This window comes from Martinezella multihospitum (assembly GCF_900094585.1).
Taxonomy (GTDB): domain Bacteria; phylum Pseudomonadota; class Alphaproteobacteria; order Rhizobiales; family Rhizobiaceae; genus Rhizobium; species Rhizobium multihospitium.
In genome coordinates, this window is sequence record NZ_FMAG01000011.1 from 1 (window position 1) to 15,806 (window position 15,806).

Genomic DNA, 15,806 nt, shown 5'->3' on the forward strand with positions numbered 1-15,806 from the left:
TGGGACGATCCGCAGATCGCCATCGACTGGAAAACTCTGGATGCGCTCACGCTTTCCGCCAAGGATCAGCAGCAACCGCTGCTCGCGGATGCCGAGCTATTCGATTGATACGGTTTCGATATCAGACCCGATTATAATCGTCGCTAAGCCTAATGATATCGTTCTCGTCGAGCAGCTCGCCGTATTGAATTTCGATAAAAACCAACGGCTTATCTCCGGTGCACGAAACACGGTGTGTCGCCTTGAGCGGAATATCGACTGTATGCCCGACCTGTAGACCGTGTTCTGTTCCGTCAATCTCGGCAATACCATGCCCCGAAACGGCGGTCCAACGCTCCGAACGGTGATTGTGATATTGCAGCGATAACCGCTCTCCCGGATTCACAACAATGCGTTTGACGACGTGGCTATCACCGATATCGAGCACATGCCATGTGCCCCAAGGGCGTTGATCGTTGTCGCCAACCTTATAAAGACTTCCGGACTTCAATGAGTTTTCCTCTTCAACAAGCCGATCGGCAACCGCACGACCGAAAATATGCGCGCGATTAATTCAGTGGTGCCCGTAGAGCAAGGCTTTTCTGCCAATGGCCATAAAAGCACCTTATTGCATACTGTTATCCGACTTGCCTAAGCACACCAGTTCAGATTAGTCGGCCGATTGTTTGGTCGACGTCGATGCAGCCGGAATATGCCGGCCATTGGTCTGGAAATTTCGAGGCTTCTGATGTTTTCTCCGAGAGAACGATGCTCAAGGTGACGTAGCAATTGCTTTTCGATACAGGAGTGGAATGCGCGTTTTACATTTTTTCAAAACATATTGGCCCGACACATTCGGTGGGGTTGAACGGACCATTCACGCGATCGCCAAGGGTACCGCCAAATACGGCGTAGAATCAGATGTTCTCTCACTTAGTAAAACACCGTTTGAAAACAGCGTCGAATTCGATGGTCATATGGCGTACAAGGCTAAGCTCGACTTCGAATTCGCATCCACCGGTTTTTCGCGCGAGGTGTTCGGACGGTTTCGGGAACTGAGCCAGAAGGCGGATATCGTCCACTATCACTTTCCGTGGCCAGTGATGGATATCGTCCATCTGACCGTTCCCCCCAATAAGCCGACTGTCGTGACTTATCATTCCGACATCGTGAAGCAGAAGGTCTTGTTGCAATTCTACAAGCCGTTGATGTCTCGCTTTCTGAAAAGCGTTGACTGCATTGTTGCGACGTCTCCGAATTACGCAATGTCGAGCGATGTCGTGGAAAGGTTCAAATCCAAAACGAGGGTGATCTCGTTGGGTCTGGATGAAGCGGACTATCCTAAGGCCGACGAAGCGACTTTAGCTCGCTGGCGTGGCAGGCTTCCCGATCGCTTCCTCTTATTCGTCGGCGTCCTGCGATATTACAAGGGGGTCCATATCCTGCTGGAGGCCGCGAAACGCAATGGCCTCGATATCGTGATCGTCGGCAGTGGCCCGATGGAGGCGGAACTGAAGCAGGCTGCCGGGCAAAATCTGCACAATATCCATTTTCTCGGATCCTTGTCGGACGACGACAAGATCGCTCTGCTCGAGCTTTGTGCGGGGTTTGTGTTTCCCTCGCATCTCCGCTCCGAGGCCTTCGGACTTTCTCTGGTCGAAGCAGCAATGTTTGGCAAGCCGATGATTTCGTGTGAAATCGGCACGGGGACCAGTTTCGTCAATCTGGATGAGAAGACCGGGTTCGTGGTGCCGCCGAACGATGTCGATGCTCTCTCGAATGCCATGAAATCCCTTTGGGACAATGAGCAGAAGGCCGCCGCATTGGGTGCCGCGGCGCGTGATCGCTATCTTGCATGCTTCACGGCAGAGAAGATGTGTTCGGCCTATGATCGCCTCTATGGCGAATTGACAGGCTCTCGTACGGGCTGAACCTGGAAAACGCAGTCCATGTCATGGCTCTTTCCTGTTGGACGGTTGACGTATCCTGGACATCGCCACGATATAGCCATCTCCGTATTTGAATGAGTACCGCGAGCTTCATCGGTTCACCCTTCGGAGAATAGACAAACAATGGTTGGGCATTAGAGCTTAATGAGCTTCGATTTCTCCAATCTCTTGTAAAGTGTTTTCGCATGCAGCAAGAGATTAGCGTGCCGATTTTCTGCAATTGGTCTTGCGCCGTTGAGGGGCGCATCCAGGGCGAATTGCTCATGGTCGTTGTCATGAGGCCCCATACGGGCTAAATGGCGCTAGAAAATTGATGGCCAAGTATGGTGCGCGCTCGGCGGCGTTCTGCGAACTTGGCGTACCCGCATGGAATGAATGCGGCAATAGTTGGAGATGGAACTTGGCGAAGAAAGCATTGGTAACGGGTATCACGGGTCAGGATGGCGCCTATCTTGCAGAACTGCTACTGAAGAATGGCTACGAAGTGCATGGGCTTGCACGTCGCTCCAGCACCGCGGATGTCAATCTCACCCGCCTGGAATGGTTGGGCATCGAGCGCGACGTCCGCATTGTCGATGGCGACCTCCTGGATCTTTCTGGTCTTATCAGAACGGTAAAGGACGTGAAGCCGGACGAAGTCTATAACCTTGGGGCTCAATCCTTCGTCAAATCGTCGTGGCAGCAACCTCTGCTGACCGGTCAGGTGACGGCTCTCGGTGTGACGAATGTCCTGGAGGCGGTTCGCATTGAAAGGCCTGAGGCTCGTTTTTATCAGGCTTCCTCCTCCGAAATGTACGGGCTCATTCAGGAGCCGATGCAATCGGAAGAAACGCCTTTCTATCCGCGTTCGCCCTACGCAGTTGCCAAGCTCTACGGCCATTGGATCACCATCAACTATCGCGAAAGCTTCGGCTTGCACGCGTCGAGCGGTATTCTCTTCAATCATGAATCTCCGCTTCGCGGCATCGAATTCGTTACCCGCAAGGTGACGGACGCGGTCGCTCGCATCAAGCTCGGCATGGCAAAGGAACTGCGGCTCGGAAACATCGATGCCAAGCGCGATTGGGGCCATTCGAAAGACTATGTCCGCGCTATGTGGATGATGCTCCAGCAGGACGTTGCCGACGATTACGTGATCGCGACCGGCCGCACGACAACCGTCCGCGACATGTGCGCCATTGCTTTCAAGCATGCCGGTTTGAACATGGACGATCATCTCGTGATCGATCCTGAACTCTTCCGTCCGGCGGAAGTGGATGTGCTGCTCGGCAACCCGGAGAAGGCTCGGAAGAAATTCGGATGGGAGCCCAAGATCGGCCTCGAGGAGATGATCGTCGAAATGGTCGAAGCCGATCTTGAACGATTGACCAAGTAAATCTTCCGGTCAAACGACGAGACACTTCCATGCCGAGAGAACACCGTATTCTCATTACTGGCGCCAGCGGCTTTGTCGGGGCTTGGCTGCAGCGTGAATTGCGTGAGCGGCGGCTGAAACAGGATCCTGACCTGGTGGTTTTGACTGCCGGCCAGGGAGATGCATCGGACTGGAAGACAGATATTACGGATCGGGATCGAGTGGCGACCCTGGTCCGTAATTGCCGCCCAACAGCAGTCATTCATCTCGCCGCGATTGCAGCCCCGGCTGATGCTCGCAAGATGCCGCAACGGGCCTGGGAGGTGAATTTCCAAGGCACTATGAATCTCGCCTACGCCACGATGGAGTTTGCACCGGAAGCGCGCTTCATCTTCGCGGGCAGCTCCGAAGCCTATGGCGCTTCGTTCATCGATGCTGCAAATGCTCCGATAAACGAGAGTGCGGCGCTCAAGCCGATGAATGTGTATGGTGCAACGAAAGCGGCGGCAGACGTGCTCGTCGGCCAGCTTGCCCATGATGGGTTGAAATCCATCCGCTTCCGTCCGTTCAACCATACCGGACCCGGCCAGACGGATGCTTATGTTGTTTCTGCTTTCGCCAAGCAACTCGCGGAAATATCGCTGGGTGTCAAAAATCCTCGCATCAGCGTCGGAAATCTCTCGGCCTTTCGTGATTTTCTTGATGTGCGAGACGTTGTACGTGCCTATGCCGATGCTGCCCTGGTCGAGGATGTGTCGGATATGCTTGGAGGCGTGTTCAATCTATCCTCGGGGCGGTCAATACAGATTCAGTCGATACTCGACATGCTTATCGAACTTTGCAGATTGAAGGTGGAAATCGAGATAGATCCGCAGCGGTTACGTGGACCAGAAATCGTGGCGGCTTCCGGCGACAATAGGGCGGTGTTGGCGGCCTTTGGCTGGAAGCCGGAAATAGAATTAAGCCGCACACTCGGCGATGTGCTTGACGATTGGAAGATCCGAGTGGCGCGCTGACCATATCGGTCCCCAGTGATCGACCATATGATCATAATATCTGAGGGAAAGCATTTGCTCACCAGTGTTTGGAAATATGGGCATTTTATTCTTGCCGTCAGCGGCGAGTTGCGTGCACGGTTTCCGCGTCCGGGTGCGTTATGGTTTATCCTCCATCCGCTAGCGCAGGCATTGATGTTCTTGATCATCTGGGCCGACTTCGTGGGGCAGAGATGCCGAATGTTAATCATCCGTGCGCATATCCGATCTATTTTTATGAGGCATGGCCTGACGGGGTCTGTCCAGCGAAATCTTGACGCGGAAGCATGACCGTATGCATCGAGCAGGCGCAAGCATTCAAGAGGATCCCAGTTGCATCGCATCTATAATAGTCTTTCCTGGCGCCTTACCCGACCGCTTCGTATGGGTTCTTCATTGCTGTTTAATGTGAAAAGGTTCCCGCGGCTTGTCGTCACGACTCTGCTTGAAAAGCTCATTCGTTGGCTTTCTCGGAGACCACGAGTGAAGGATAAGTGCCTTCGGTTAGCCTATCGCTTTCCGAGGATAAGGGGTCGGCTTATGGCATTCGCGGGAGCCCGCGGGTATGGAATTCAACCGTTTGACTGGTTGGACGACGGTCAGGAAGGACAGTGGTATATCGATGCGCCCAAGGGCACGGTCGCTGAATGGGATATATTGCTTCGAGATACTTCAAGATTGCAATGAAAGACGATCTTCAATGCGCTTATGGATTGATGGGCAATGCTTCCAGACCGCGAGCAAGTGGCGTGGAATCGGGCGTTACGTGCAAGAACTTATTCTTGGTATTGTCGACAATCATCTCGACGTCGAACTTCTTATTTCCCTCAATGCTGGTATGCCGCTGGAAGCACTTGCAGCTCGCGACCATCTCCAGAAATGGATAAAACCTGCCAATATTTTCATGTGGCATGGTGTTGCCGAAGGGGGAGAAGCGATAGAGGGCTACACAGAGAAAAGGCGGCTCAGCGAGATCGCTCTGGCTTATCATGTCGCGTCGCTGAATCCCGACATCGCGCTGTCTGCGAGCCCGTTCGAAGGCAGCTTTGACAAGGCTGTTCCGCTCGTTCCCAACAATATCTCGAAAATTCCTTTCGCATCGATCTTTTACGATGCGATACCTTATCGCTATCCCGAGCAATATCTCTCATCCTCGGCGTTGCGTGCCTATTATGACCGTCGCCTCGCCTCCTACTCAGAATTCAATCTGAATCTTTGTATTTCCGAATACTCCCAACACGAATGCTTGGAAATCTCAAGAAATCCTCGGGTATTCAACATACTTGCGGGCGTATCGAGAGATTTCAGGGATGCGATGGAGCATGTCGAAACGAACGCGCCAAAGCTGACCGAGAAACCCTTCATCCTCTACGTCGGCGGGCTGGATTGGCGCAAGAATGTGAGGTCCGCCATTGAGGCATTCGCACAATTGCCGGCAGATTTGCGGGAGCAATACAGTTTTGTGCTGGCCGGCGATCACCCGCAATCGCTGTTACGAGACGAACAAGAGAGATGGAAGAAGCTGGGGCTTCCTGAGCAGGATCTCGTGGCTATTGGCCATGTGACGGACCACCAGCTCGTGGCGCTCTACAGGGGGACGGACCTCGCCATTCAACCTTCGCTACTGGAGGGGTTTGGCTTGACCGCATTGGAAGCCATGACGTGCGGCGCGCCTGTCATTGCGTCGAACATGGGCGCCCTGCCTGAAGTCATTGGAGACAGGGAACTTCTTTTCAATCCAGCGGATGTCAAGGACATAGCGCGAGTAATGAAGAAGGCACTTGGCAACCGTCAAGCGATGAAGGCCTTGGCTGACAAACAGCGCAATCGTGCCGCGGCATTCAGCTGGGAGAAATCCGCTGCTATTGCCGTTGCCGCGCTGAAGGATGCCGTGGCCAACTCGGCGGAGAGCGGCAAGGTTGAATCGATCTCAACGGCTAAATATGCTGCTTTGCAGCGACTTGGAAATACGGATCTTCCGACGAATTTCATCGCGCAGACATTTGCACGATCGGAGTTAGTCAAATCTGATCGGCCGCGACTGATCGTTGATGCGACATCAACATATCGAGTGGACCACAAGACCGGTATTCAGCGTGTTGTCAAAAATATTTGTTCCAATCTCGAGATAACGCAAGGTGATGGCGTCGAACGGATAGTCGCATATAGCGATTCTCTCGACGGCTGGTTTGCGATTCCGAAGACGCTGGAAAAAACCAACACTGCAACTGACTTCACAGAAGATACTCGGCTGGAGTTTTCCCCGAATGACCGCATCTTGATGCTCGATAGCTCCTGGGAGTTTTATAGGCATCACTACGCAACGTTACGCTCAGCCCGCTTGAGGGGCGCCATTGTCATTTCATGCCTCTATGACACGATTCCGCTAAGATTCCCAGGTTTCTGCGACCCTGGCATGCCCCCTACATTCTCGAACTGGTTTCAAGCTGCCCTGTCCTATTCGAATGCGTTTATCTGCATTTCAAAAGCCGTTGCCGATGAACTGATCAGGATACTTGAAGCGATCCAGTTTCCACGGGAGATGAAGATAGGCTATTGGCACCTCGGCGCCGATTTTGCCAAGGCGACGACTGCTGCCGATGTTATGCCTGTTCGCCGCGATGAGCGCTCGGAGTTCCTGATGGTTGGCACACTCGAGCCGCGCAAAGGGCATGGTATTGCGCTACAGGCTTTCGATAGATTGTGGGACGAAGGTATGGACGTCAGGCTGACTATTGTCGGAAAGCCCGGCTGGGGGGGCGAGCATTTCGTTCGGCGAATAAAACAGCATCGTGAGTATGGGAAGCGTCTGATCTGGATGAACGGCGTTTCGGATGAAAAATTACAGAATGCCTACAGCGACAGCGATGCCTTGATCGCTGCCTCGTATGCTGAGGGTTTCGGCCTTCCCATTGTTGAGGCCGCGCACTTTGGGAAAGCTGTGATTGCAAGCGATATTCCAGTTTTCCGCGAAGTCACTGCAAGTGGCCAGAATTGCTATTTCTTTGCCGTCGGTTCCTCCGAGTCGCTCGCAAAGTCGATCCGTTCGTTCGTTGGCACAGAAACCAATACTATCGAAACCGCGCCGCTGGCGCGAAGGGTCAATGGAGGGACAAGTTGGAAGGAAAGTGCCGAAGAATTGCAGAGGATCGTGCTTACTGACGATTGGTACCGGCTATATAAGCCGCAGTCGGACACGACTTACGTGCCAATAAGCAATATCGGCATCACGAAAATGGGACACGCGCTGGCTTCCGATGAAACTCGGCATGAGATCGAGTTGGTGGAAGGGCCGATTGTGAGTGAAAACGACATACTGAAGTACATAGTGCGTGTTGTCAATTTGTCCCAAAAGTTGTGGGGAAGCGTCGGTGCTCCGGATGGTTCGCTGGCGGTGATGGCAAGCTATCGCATTCTGTCGAACAATGGAGAGGCGATCTACCCGAAGAACCGTAAGTCTCGCATTCCATTCGTGTTGCCGCCTGGCGACAGTCTATATATGTCAATCGAGATCCCTTCGACATTCAAGAGGAAGGGCGGTGCTTTCGCAGATATAGGCTTGCTTCAAGAATCAGTCGGTTGGTGGAGTAATCCGCTACGGGTCTCGTTGTGATGGCACGACCGCAAGACGCAGTGGTACATGGGTAGCTCGCGAATGAAAATCGGTATCGATGCGCGTAATTTGGTAACGAGCATGACCGGCATCGGACGGTACGTGCTGGAAATGAGCCGGCATCTCGCATTTCGCGGCCATGAACTGCATTTCTATTTGCCCGAAGCTCCATATGGTGATCTGAAAGAGTTGCCTGCGGCAAAACTGCATGTTGCGCGCTTTCCTGGTGGAATAATGCGGATGATCTGGGCGCAGACGGAGCTACCACGCCGTGCAGCGCAGGATAAGATCGAAGTGTTTTGGGGTCCCGCTCACCGCCTACCGCTTTTTCTCGATCGTCGCATCGCGCGTGTCATCACGATTCATGATCTCGTCTGGCGAGATATGGCTGCAACTATGCGGTGGCAGACCTGGATGGCCGATCGCTGGCTAATGAAACCGGGGGTCGCTGTTGCCGACGAGATTGTTGCTGATTCCGCTGCAACGGCTGAGGCGCTCAAGGCTCAGTTTCCGAGATGCGGCGACAAGCTTAGCATTGTCTATCCTGGGTTGACGACCATCGGCGGAGTAGCGATCCCAAAGGATCTGTCACAGTTTGCGATCGATCGACCCTATATTCTCTTCGTCGGAACGCTCGAGCCCCGCAAAAATCTGCTCAGATTGCTGCAAGCCTATGCAGCGTTGCCCGAAGCCACGCGGCAACAATTTCTTCTGGTGCTCGCAGGTGGCCAAGGCTGGAGGCTGGGTGATCTGAAAGGGCATATTGCGGAATTGCAAATTGACTCATCTGTTCGGTTGACCGGCTATGTGTCCGATACCGATCTTGCTCAACTGTACGGTCACGCTCGCTTTCTCGCGATGCCGTCCCTTTATGAAGGCTTCGGATTTCCTATCATAGAAGCGAATGCGATGGGAATACCGGTGCTGACATCCAATACGTCCTCCATGCCCGAGGTTGCTGCAAAAGCCGGTATTCTTGTCGATCCGAACGATGTGCAATCCATTCGAAATGGCTTGGAAAGCCTTGCTACCGATGACGCGTTGCATGCGCGTCTTGCTGATAATGCAAGGCCGAATGCTGCGCGATTCGGCTGGACGGAAAGCGCGAGCCGGCTAGAGCGTGTCTTCGAGAAGGCGATAGTCAAGCGCCGCGGCGGCATGTAACCTAAATTGTCAATCAGCACTGAAAGTTGGATTAGTATTACCCTGCCACAGGGGTCAACTTTGTGGTCTCGCGCATATTTGATGACGTTTCTTTCACATCGCGCCGATCAATCGTGCCTAGTGAAGATGCAGCTTGGCACGCATACATTTGCCTTCTAACAAGCTTCAGCTTATTGATCTGTCCTTCAACATTGCTGCAGACACCGCTGCCTTGTCTTTCAGGATCCCGTTGGCAAAGGGAGGGCGAACAGGCCACGTACGTCAGCGATCCACGGGCCGAGTTCGGTCTTGGCCTTCTTCGGATCATTGTTCGGAAACGATCAATCAGATTGCGGGCTTCGATCAAGGCAGGAACGCCAGCTTCGATGGCCGCGATAGTAATTGTGTCGGTTTTGCTCAATTGATCGCGAGCGGTTGTCATCAATAGGGCAATTGTTCTGGCGGACAGCTCTTTTTGAAGTAGCCAATCGCAGACCCGCTCGCCGCGGTCGCCTTGCCGCCCATTGTCCGACCAGACGAGAACAACCACGAAAGCCTCTGCATTTTAACCGTCGCCAGAGTTCAGCCCCGTTACGCTGCCCAGATATCCAAAGTTTATCTACCGTATCACGTCTCTGTGGAATCAACTGCCTATCCTCAAGGAGTGTCAACTCCAAAATAAGCGCTCAAAACGTCAGAGGGCGGACCATCCATACGCACCTTTCCGTGCTCGAGCCAAATGATTCGATTACAATTCTTCTCCAGAAGCTCCTTGGCGTGGCTCGCTATCACCAGGATCTGAGTTTTTTCTACAAGCTCGTTCAAGCGCTGATTAGCTTTAACCTTGAAACCCTCGTCGCCCGTCGCCAACCATTCGTCCATGATGAGTATTTCGGGCTGCAGGATGGTGGAAATTGAGAATGCCAATCGTAGCTGCATGCCGCTTGAGTAAGTGCGAACGGGCATCTCGAGGAAGCCACCCAATTCGCTGAACTCCTCAATTTCCTCAAGCCGGGCCTTCATCTCGTCCTTTCGGAAACCCAACAATGCTCCTCGAAGGAAGATATTCTGGCGACCGGTCGCTTCAGGATCGATTCCTAGCGAGATGTTGATGAGCGATGTACATTTACCCTGGATGTCGACCTTGCCGGATGTCGGTATGTAAACACCCGTTAGCACGCGAAGAAGGGTCGTCTTACCGGAACCGTTGTGGCCTATGAGGCCGATACGATCATGTCGTTTCAATTCAAGATTAATCGCGTCCAATCCGCGGACAACCACTGCGCCATGGCCTTCCGAGTTGATCGAACCACCGGTGGCTATGTTCATGACGCGATTTTTGAGCGAACGGCCACGCGCGTTATAAATGGGAAAGTCAACGGTGACATTCTGCAAGGAAATCGATGTCATGCTTGCCTGTACTCTCTGAAATCTCGGTTGCTTTGGCTCATAACCAGTAAGCAATGCGGGCTCGGTACTTATTCAACAGCAGAAGTCCGATAGTCCAGCCAACAACGGCAATACCTATTGCCGCAGCCCAATTTGTGGCGGTCACAGCCTCTCCAAGAAGCGGATTTCGGACGACTGAAATTAGATGGAAAAACGGATTAAAGTCGAGCATTCCGCGCGAAGCGCTCTGTGGTAAATGATTCGGCATCCACATGATCGGAGTGACATAAAGCATAACCTGCATGATATTCTGAACGATCTGGATGAGGTCGCGATAACGTGTACACAGTATTGCCAATATCAACGCAATCCAAGTCATGTTTAACGTGACTAGCACGAACCCTGGGATCACCAATAGTGCAGAAATCCCAATTGATTTCCAAAATATCAGAAGAACGATTGGAAATATCACGAGGTTGTGCAAAAGTATTATGGAATTTCGATACCAAACCCTAAGTATATATGTAAAAAATGGAATATCTAATTGCAATATTATTTCGCTATTGGATATAAACCCGGTACATCCCTCACTAACAATCTGGGTATAGTACCCCCAAAATATTAAGCCCACACATATGAAGGGTAGAAATTCATTCATGGGTGAATTGAAGATCGTGCCAAAAACAAGGCCAAGAGCTCCGATCAATACGCCCATATTGATAGTAAGCCAAAATGCGCCGACCCGCGATCGCCTGTAGCGCTGCGCGACATCTTGCCACCCTAGCAATGCCGCCAAGCGAAAATTCGACAATGCTTCTGCAATGTCCCATACCGCGCCATGATAACGCACTTCGTTTTTGGCGATTTTAAAATTCTTCACCGGCAATCCATTTTCAGGTTCGTTTTTTGCCCTAACGATAAAGACATGCAGCCCTTTTTAAGGCGAACGCGTAGCAAAGGATGGAAACTGAGGATAGCCCCCACATGAAAATATTCATGCCCATACGATTATCACTCGTTCAAGCATCCATTTGTCCGGCGCGGGCTACACCACACAGCCACCGAATGGCTGAGATCGTCTGAAGTTGGTCAACGTAGCTAGCTGTGAAGCCTCCAGAGGCGTGGATGGCAGCAAAATACGATGCTAACCCCAATACGGAATTCCATGTCATCTTCATTTCGCGGTGATCCATCAACACAATCGAATCAAGTATTCCTCCCTCCCGGAGAGGAACGCGCTGAGGATGCACCAAGACCTTGGCATTGCTCGCTATTGCGAAAGATTTCACGCAACCGAAGATCAACTGACCGGATACGAACATCAAGATCTGTCAGTTTACAGAAAATTCCCGCATCAGCGACGGTCAGAACATCCGACGAAACATCCCGCAAAATCTCCTGCCTCTGCTCGTCAGAGCAAGCGCGTCGGCGTTCCTGGCGTGTCAAAACCTCTATGCGTGCCAAAGTTCACCTTCGGGACGACCATTGCGCCGCGCGGCCGTCGAGACATCTTCCAAATGCAAGAGCATCATGTCGCGTTCCTGTTCGCAAAGCTTTTGGAGCTGCGCCTTGGACATGGGTTCCTTCGAGTTCATCTTCAGCTCGGCCAGCAGCACGTTGAGCTTTCAACCGATGACTTGAGCCTTTTTATGATCCGAACAATGAAGGCTCAGTGAAAGCCGGCTGCTCGGTCGGCATTGCTGGAACGCGTTGGGGACGCGCGCGCCTTGCCGCGGCGGGTGAGATTCTCGACGTCGTGGCGGACAGCCATGAGGAGTTCGCCCTTGCCTGCCGCCTGGCGACGGCACGATGCATTTTCTGCGTGGGCATCACCTGTGGATTACAGTTCTGGACATTAGGTCGCTAGTGATGCCAAAAAAATACCCAACCAGACTGGAAAATTAGGGAACTAAGGGCATTTAGAGAGAATTGGCTGGGAAACCTGGATTCGAACCAAGATTAACGGAGTCAGAGTCCGCTGTTCTACCATTGAACTATTTCCCAACAGCCGCCGGGCGTTGGATGCCCCCGCGGGGAAAGCAGGGCCTCTATAATCGAATTTGCCGCGGATGCAAATACTTTAACACGGGGAAATGCGATTTTTTGAAAGTCGCAGCAGACCGTCATGATAGGTCACGAATCCGCCTGCTGCCAGCAGATTTTTCCAAGCCGTACTATCCCAATGGCCCAAGGCTGCCGCCGGAGGAGCGATTTCGCCAGTCTCGCGGTCACGCCTTCGATGATGTCACCAGCGCAACAGGCGCCTGCCGAGGATATATCCGACAGTCGTCACCATGGCGATCGCGATCGGGTACCAGAGCAGGACGAAAAGCGGGCTGTCATCAGTGCAGTTGGAGGCATAGAAGGTCGCGGCGATGCCGCTGGCGGCAAGGCCGGCGACGGCGCCGGCCGCACCCGGCTTTTCCGGCGCGCCCTGGCGCAGGGCGAAAAGGAAGCAGGCGAGCGGGCCTATCGACAGCAGCGGGATGAGCGTCAGGCAGAAGCGGGCATTGTGGCCGATCATCCGCGCGCTCCAGCTGCCGGCCGGCATGACGGCCATTTCGACGGCGGCGGCGGCAAGCAGCAGGATTGGTGCCAGGAGCAGCGTCCAGCCCCACAGGCGCAGCGAGGCACCCGGCCGCCCGATGCGGAAGACGACGGCGCAGGCTGTTGCGGCAAGCGCGATGGTCACGACGAACTTGAACAGGAAACGGACGGTCTCCATCGCTGTATCGATATCGGCGCGAAAGCCGATCATGGCAAAGAAGAGACCGCCGCTGATCAGGATGCCCGCGACGACCGCCAGGGTCAGGACCTTGCCGATCCGCATGCGGACCGGCGCGTCCTGCGCCAGAAGATTGATGAGGTCATCGGTTTTCACTGGTCTCACTCCGATACAAAGCCGCAAGCGCCTTCAACGCGCGGTGCAGCGCCACGCGCACCGCCCCTTCCGTCATCTTCAGCCGGTCCGCCGTTTCCCGGACGCTGCTTCCCTCGACGGAAATCGAGCGCACGATCGTCTTCTGCGGGTCTTTCAGCAACTCCAGCATACGATCGACATCGAACCGATCAAGCGAGTCGGTATGCTCCTCCGCCTCCAGGAAATCGATCACATCGTCGATCGGCACGCTCATATGCCTCCCGCGCCGCCTCAGGCTGTCGATCAGCTTGTTGCGCACGATCGTCGACAGCCAGGGTCCGATCGGGCGGGATGAATCCCATGTGCCGCGCTTCAGATGGATGGCCAGCAGCACTTCCTGCACCACATCCTCGGCCTCGCTTACCGGCGCACCCAGCTGATCGCAGCGCCGACGCGCCATGGCGCGCAGATGCGGCGTCACAGCGGTGAGGAAACGGTGATAGGCCTGCGCATCGCCGCCGATGGCGGCGCGCATCCAGACTGCCCATTCCTCTTCGCGCGCCGAATGATTCATCCGACATCTCCTCTACGCGGGACCGCAGGCTTTCGTTACCGGCAATGGCAACTATTTTTCAAGCCCTTTCGTCTCCGTGGCAGGTTCTCCGACAGATGCGTCTGCTACCCATGCGCATGTCAGCCTCACCACCACACCTGCCCGGCTATTGCCAGCCACAGCAGATAGCCGGCACAATATAGATGACGCCATCTCGGAAAAAATTCCGATGCGGCTGTAACATCCAGTCGAGACGCTCCGTAGACCTCGATGCAAGCCAATGACGGCTCGCATCCATCTAGGAGACAGATCCATGAAGAACAGCATCCTCACCCTGGCCATCGCCGGCTCGATCGCATCGGCACTTGCATCCGTCGCCGTCCCGGCTTCGGCCGCCGATACCAAGGAAAAATGCTACGGCGTCGCCCTCAAGGGCCAGAACGATTGCGCCGCCGGCAAGCATGATTGCGCCGGCAAGTCGACCATGAGCTACGACAAGATGTCCTTCAAGCTCGTCCCCACGGGCACCTGCACCTCGATGAAGACCCCGAAGGGCCACGGTTCGCTGACGCCGGCCTGATCTGAAATCGGATTGATCGTCAATCATCTCTCGTAAGGAGTTTGTCATGAGCAAGATGTCCGCACTCGCCCTGGCCGCATCGGTCGCAACGGCGGTGACGCTGGTTGCCGGCGCAACGACAGCATCTGCCGCCGATGCCAAGGAAAAATGCTACGGCGTCGCCCTCAAGGGCCAGAACGATTGCGCCGCCGGCCCCGGCACGACCTGCGCCGGCACGTCGAAGGTCGACTATCAGCGCAACTCGTGGAAGCTGGTTCCCGCCGGGACCTGTGAGACGATCAAGACGCCGAACGGCCACGGCACATTGATGCAGGGTCCAGCCCCGGTCTGACCCAGATCTGGCAAGGCAGCGCAAATACGTGGGCGGCGCATCGTTTAACCGGCGCCGCCTGCCTCCCGAACGGAATGATTGATCCCTTTGTTTTCGCGCAATTCCGGACGCAAAGCCGACGCGCATTTTCCTGGAATAGCTCTAACCCGGAGGCCCGTAATGAAACCGTCAGAACTTCCCCGTCGCGCTGGCGTCGGCTTCAAGCCGGAGCATTTTTCTGTGATCGATGCGGCCGCGCAGCCGATCGGCTTCTTTGAAGTCCATGCCGAAAACTATATGGGTGCTGGTGGACCGCCACATGCCCAGCTTGGCAGGCTGCGCCAGGATTATGCCTTGTCCATCCATGGCGTCGGCCTCTCCATCGGTTCGATGCAGCCTTTGGATAGCGAACATCTCGCCCGCTTGAAGATCGTCTGCGATCGCTACGAGCCGGAGAGTTTTTCGGAGCACCTTGCCTGGTCGACGCACGATACGACCTTTCTCAACGATCTTCTGCCCCTGCCCTATACCGAGGCGACGCTCATGCAGGTCTGCGACCATATCGACCAGGTGCAGACATTGCTCGGCCGCCAGATGCTGCTCGAGAATCCGGCTACCTACCTGCTCTTCGAAGAGAGCACGATCGAGGAAACGGAATTTCTGGCCGAAATCGCCAAGCGCACCGGTTGCGGCCTGCTGCTCGACGTCAACAACGTCTTCGTCGCTGCCACGAACCACCACATGGACCCGCGCGCCTATCTCAAGCGCTTCCCGGTGCAATGGGTGCGCGAGATCCACCTGAGTGGCCATTCGGAAACCATCGACGATGCCGGTGCTCCGCTTTTGATCGACAGCCACGATACGCCGGTGAAAGATCCCGTCTGGGCGCTTTACGCGGAGCTGATCGGCCGGATCGGGCCGGTCGCCAGTCTCGTCGAATGGGATAACGACGTGCCGGAATGGCCGGTTTTGAGGGCGGAGGCCGAGGCCGCCGGCGCCATTTTGAAGCGCGCCGCCGCCCGTCGGGCAGCCTGAGGAGGGA

The 15,806-nt window shown here is 54.5% G+C and carries 14 protein-coding genes, 1 tRNA gene and 1 pseudogene; 9 read left to right on the top strand and 7 right to left on the bottom strand.

All coding sequences use genetic code 11. From position 1 onward, the window contains the following. Positions 1-121: 121 nt before the first annotated feature. Positions 122-490: a phosphomannose isomerase type II C-terminal cupin domain gene (locus GA0061103_RS30530; RefSeq protein WP_092718421.1), complete on the bottom strand. Its 369-nt coding sequence runs from the start codon at positions 488-490 to the stop codon at positions 122-124. A 301-nt stretch (positions 491-791) separates the two neighbouring features. Here GA0061103_RS30530 and GA0061103_RS30535 point away from each other — a divergent pair, with 301 nt between their 5' ends. From GA0061103_RS30535 to GA0061103_RS30560, 5 genes are all read left to right on the top strand, one after another. After that, positions 792-1,910, top strand: coding sequence for a glycosyltransferase family 4 protein (locus GA0061103_RS30535; protein ID WP_092718425.1), 1,119 nt, complete (start codon positions 792-794; stop codon positions 1,908-1,910). Positions 1,911-2,328: 418 nt separating this feature from the next. After that, on the top strand, positions 2,329-3,303 hold the full coding sequence (gene gmd, locus GA0061103_RS30540; RefSeq protein WP_092718429.1) for a GDP-mannose 4,6-dehydratase: 975 nt from the start codon (positions 2,329-2,331) through the stop codon (positions 3,301-3,303). Positions 3,304-3,332: 29 nt separating this feature from the next. Beyond that, positions 3,333-4,298: a GDP-mannose 4,6-dehydratase gene (locus GA0061103_RS30545; RefSeq protein ID WP_092718434.1), complete on the top strand. Its 966-nt coding sequence runs from the start codon at positions 3,333-3,335 to the stop codon at positions 4,296-4,298. 583 nt (positions 4,299-4,881) lie between these two features. After that, entirely contained in the window at positions 4,882-7,929 is a 3,048-nt protein-coding gene (locus tag GA0061103_RS30555; RefSeq protein ID WP_092718441.1) for a glycosyltransferase family 4 protein, read from the top strand. 42 nt (positions 7,930-7,971) lie between these two features. Next, positions 7,972-9,093 (top strand): glycosyltransferase family 4 protein, encoded by a 1,122-nt coding sequence (locus GA0061103_RS30560; protein ID WP_092718444.1) that lies wholly within the window; start codon positions 7,972-7,974, stop codon positions 9,091-9,093. A 93-nt stretch (positions 9,094-9,186) separates the two neighbouring features. Here the strand turns inward: GA0061103_RS30560 and GA0061103_RS30565 are convergent. The 3 genes and pseudogenes from GA0061103_RS30565 to GA0061103_RS30575 form a co-directional block, all read right to left on the bottom strand. Next, positions 9,187-9,695 (bottom strand): annotated as a pseudogene (locus GA0061103_RS30565) (ISL3 family transposase); the annotation flags it as partial. 34 nt (positions 9,696-9,729) lie between these two features. Beyond that, positions 9,730-10,482: an ABC transporter ATP-binding protein gene (locus GA0061103_RS30570; RefSeq protein ID WP_092718447.1), complete on the bottom strand. Its 753-nt coding sequence runs from the start codon at positions 10,480-10,482 to the stop codon at positions 9,730-9,732. Between the two features lie 37 nt (positions 10,483-10,519). Beyond that, complete coding sequence (locus GA0061103_RS30575) at positions 10,520-11,341, bottom strand: ABC transporter permease (protein WP_245304917.1); 822 nt, start codon at positions 11,339-11,341, stop codon at positions 10,520-10,522. A gap of 364 nt (positions 11,342-11,705) precedes the next feature. Here GA0061103_RS30575 and GA0061103_RS35245 point away from each other — a divergent pair, with 364 nt between their 5' ends. Then, complete coding sequence (locus tag GA0061103_RS35245; RefSeq protein WP_208603591.1) at positions 11,706-12,137, top strand: hypothetical protein; 432 nt, start codon at positions 11,706-11,708, stop codon at positions 12,135-12,137. Between the two features lie 254 nt (positions 12,138-12,391). On the opposite strand, the gene GA0061103_RS30590 is transcribed toward GA0061103_RS35245, so the two are convergent. From GA0061103_RS30590 to GA0061103_RS30600, 3 genes are all read right to left on the bottom strand, one after another. After that, a tRNA-Gln gene (locus tag GA0061103_RS30590) sits at positions 12,392-12,465 on the bottom strand. Positions 12,466-12,706: 241 nt separating this feature from the next. Continuing rightward, complete coding sequence (locus tag GA0061103_RS30595; RefSeq protein ID WP_092718454.1) at positions 12,707-13,342, bottom strand: NrsF family protein; 636 nt, start codon at positions 13,340-13,342, stop codon at positions 12,707-12,709. Next, the gene (locus GA0061103_RS30600; RefSeq protein WP_092718458.1) at positions 13,329-13,895 is read right to left on the bottom strand and encodes a sigma-70 family RNA polymerase sigma factor; all 567 of its coding nucleotides are present in this window, start codon (positions 13,893-13,895) and stop codon (positions 13,329-13,331) included. Before GA0061103_RS30600 ends, GA0061103_RS30595 begins: the two co-directional genes overlap by 14 nt. Positions 13,896-14,187: 292 nt before the next feature. Here GA0061103_RS30600 and GA0061103_RS30605 point away from each other — a divergent pair, with 292 nt between their 5' ends. The 3 genes from GA0061103_RS30605 to bufB all read left to right on the top strand — a co-directional run bounded on the left by GA0061103_RS30605 (position 14,188) and on the right by bufB (position 15,799). Next, positions 14,188-14,454: a BufA1 family periplasmic bufferin-type metallophore gene (locus tag GA0061103_RS30605; protein ID WP_092718462.1), complete on the top strand. Its 267-nt coding sequence runs from the start codon at positions 14,188-14,190 to the stop codon at positions 14,452-14,454. Between the two features lie 46 nt (positions 14,455-14,500). Next, complete coding sequence (locus GA0061103_RS30610; RefSeq protein WP_092718465.1) at positions 14,501-14,785, top strand: BufA1 family periplasmic bufferin-type metallophore; 285 nt, start codon at positions 14,501-14,503, stop codon at positions 14,783-14,785. A 159-nt stretch (positions 14,786-14,944) separates the two neighbouring features. After that, positions 14,945-15,799 (top strand): MNIO family bufferin maturase, encoded by an 855-nt coding sequence (gene bufB, locus GA0061103_RS30615; protein ID WP_092718468.1) that lies wholly within the window; start codon positions 14,945-14,947, stop codon positions 15,797-15,799. The last annotated feature ends 7 nt before the right edge of the window (positions 15,800-15,806 follow it).

Bases quoted from the DNA above. Each gene is read 5' to 3' on its own strand.
- GA0061103_RS30535 (WP_092718425.1), top strand. From the start codon at position 792: ATGCGCGTTTTACATTTTTTCAAAACATATTGGCCCGACACATTCGGT.
- GA0061103_RS30545 (WP_092718434.1), top strand. From the start codon at position 3,333: ATGCCGAGAGAACACCGTATTCTCATTACTGGCGCCAGCGGCTTTGTC.
- GA0061103_RS30555 (WP_092718441.1), top strand. From the start codon at position 4,882: ATGGAATTCAACCGTTTGACTGGTTGGACGACGGTCAGGAAGGACAGT.
- GA0061103_RS30560 (WP_092718444.1), top strand. From the start codon at position 7,972: ATGAAAATCGGTATCGATGCGCGTAATTTGGTAACGAGCATGACCGGC.
- GA0061103_RS30570 (WP_092718447.1), bottom strand. From the start codon at position 10,482: ATGACATCGATTTCCTTGCAGAATGTCACCGTTGACTTTCCCATTTAT.
- GA0061103_RS35245 (WP_208603591.1), top strand. From the start codon at position 11,706: ATGCACCAAGACCTTGGCATTGCTCGCTATTGCGAAAGATTTCACGCA.
- GA0061103_RS30600 (WP_092718458.1), bottom strand. From the start codon at position 13,895: ATGAATCATTCGGCGCGCGAAGAGGAATGGGCAGTCTGGATGCGCGCC.
- GA0061103_RS30605 (WP_092718462.1), top strand. From the start codon at position 14,188: ATGAAGAACAGCATCCTCACCCTGGCCATCGCCGGCTCGATCGCATCG.
- GA0061103_RS30610 (WP_092718465.1), top strand. From the start codon at position 14,501: ATGAGCAAGATGTCCGCACTCGCCCTGGCCGCATCGGTCGCAACGGCG.
- bufB (WP_092718468.1), top strand. From the start codon at position 14,945: ATGAAACCGTCAGAACTTCCCCGTCGCGCTGGCGTCGGCTTCAAGCCG.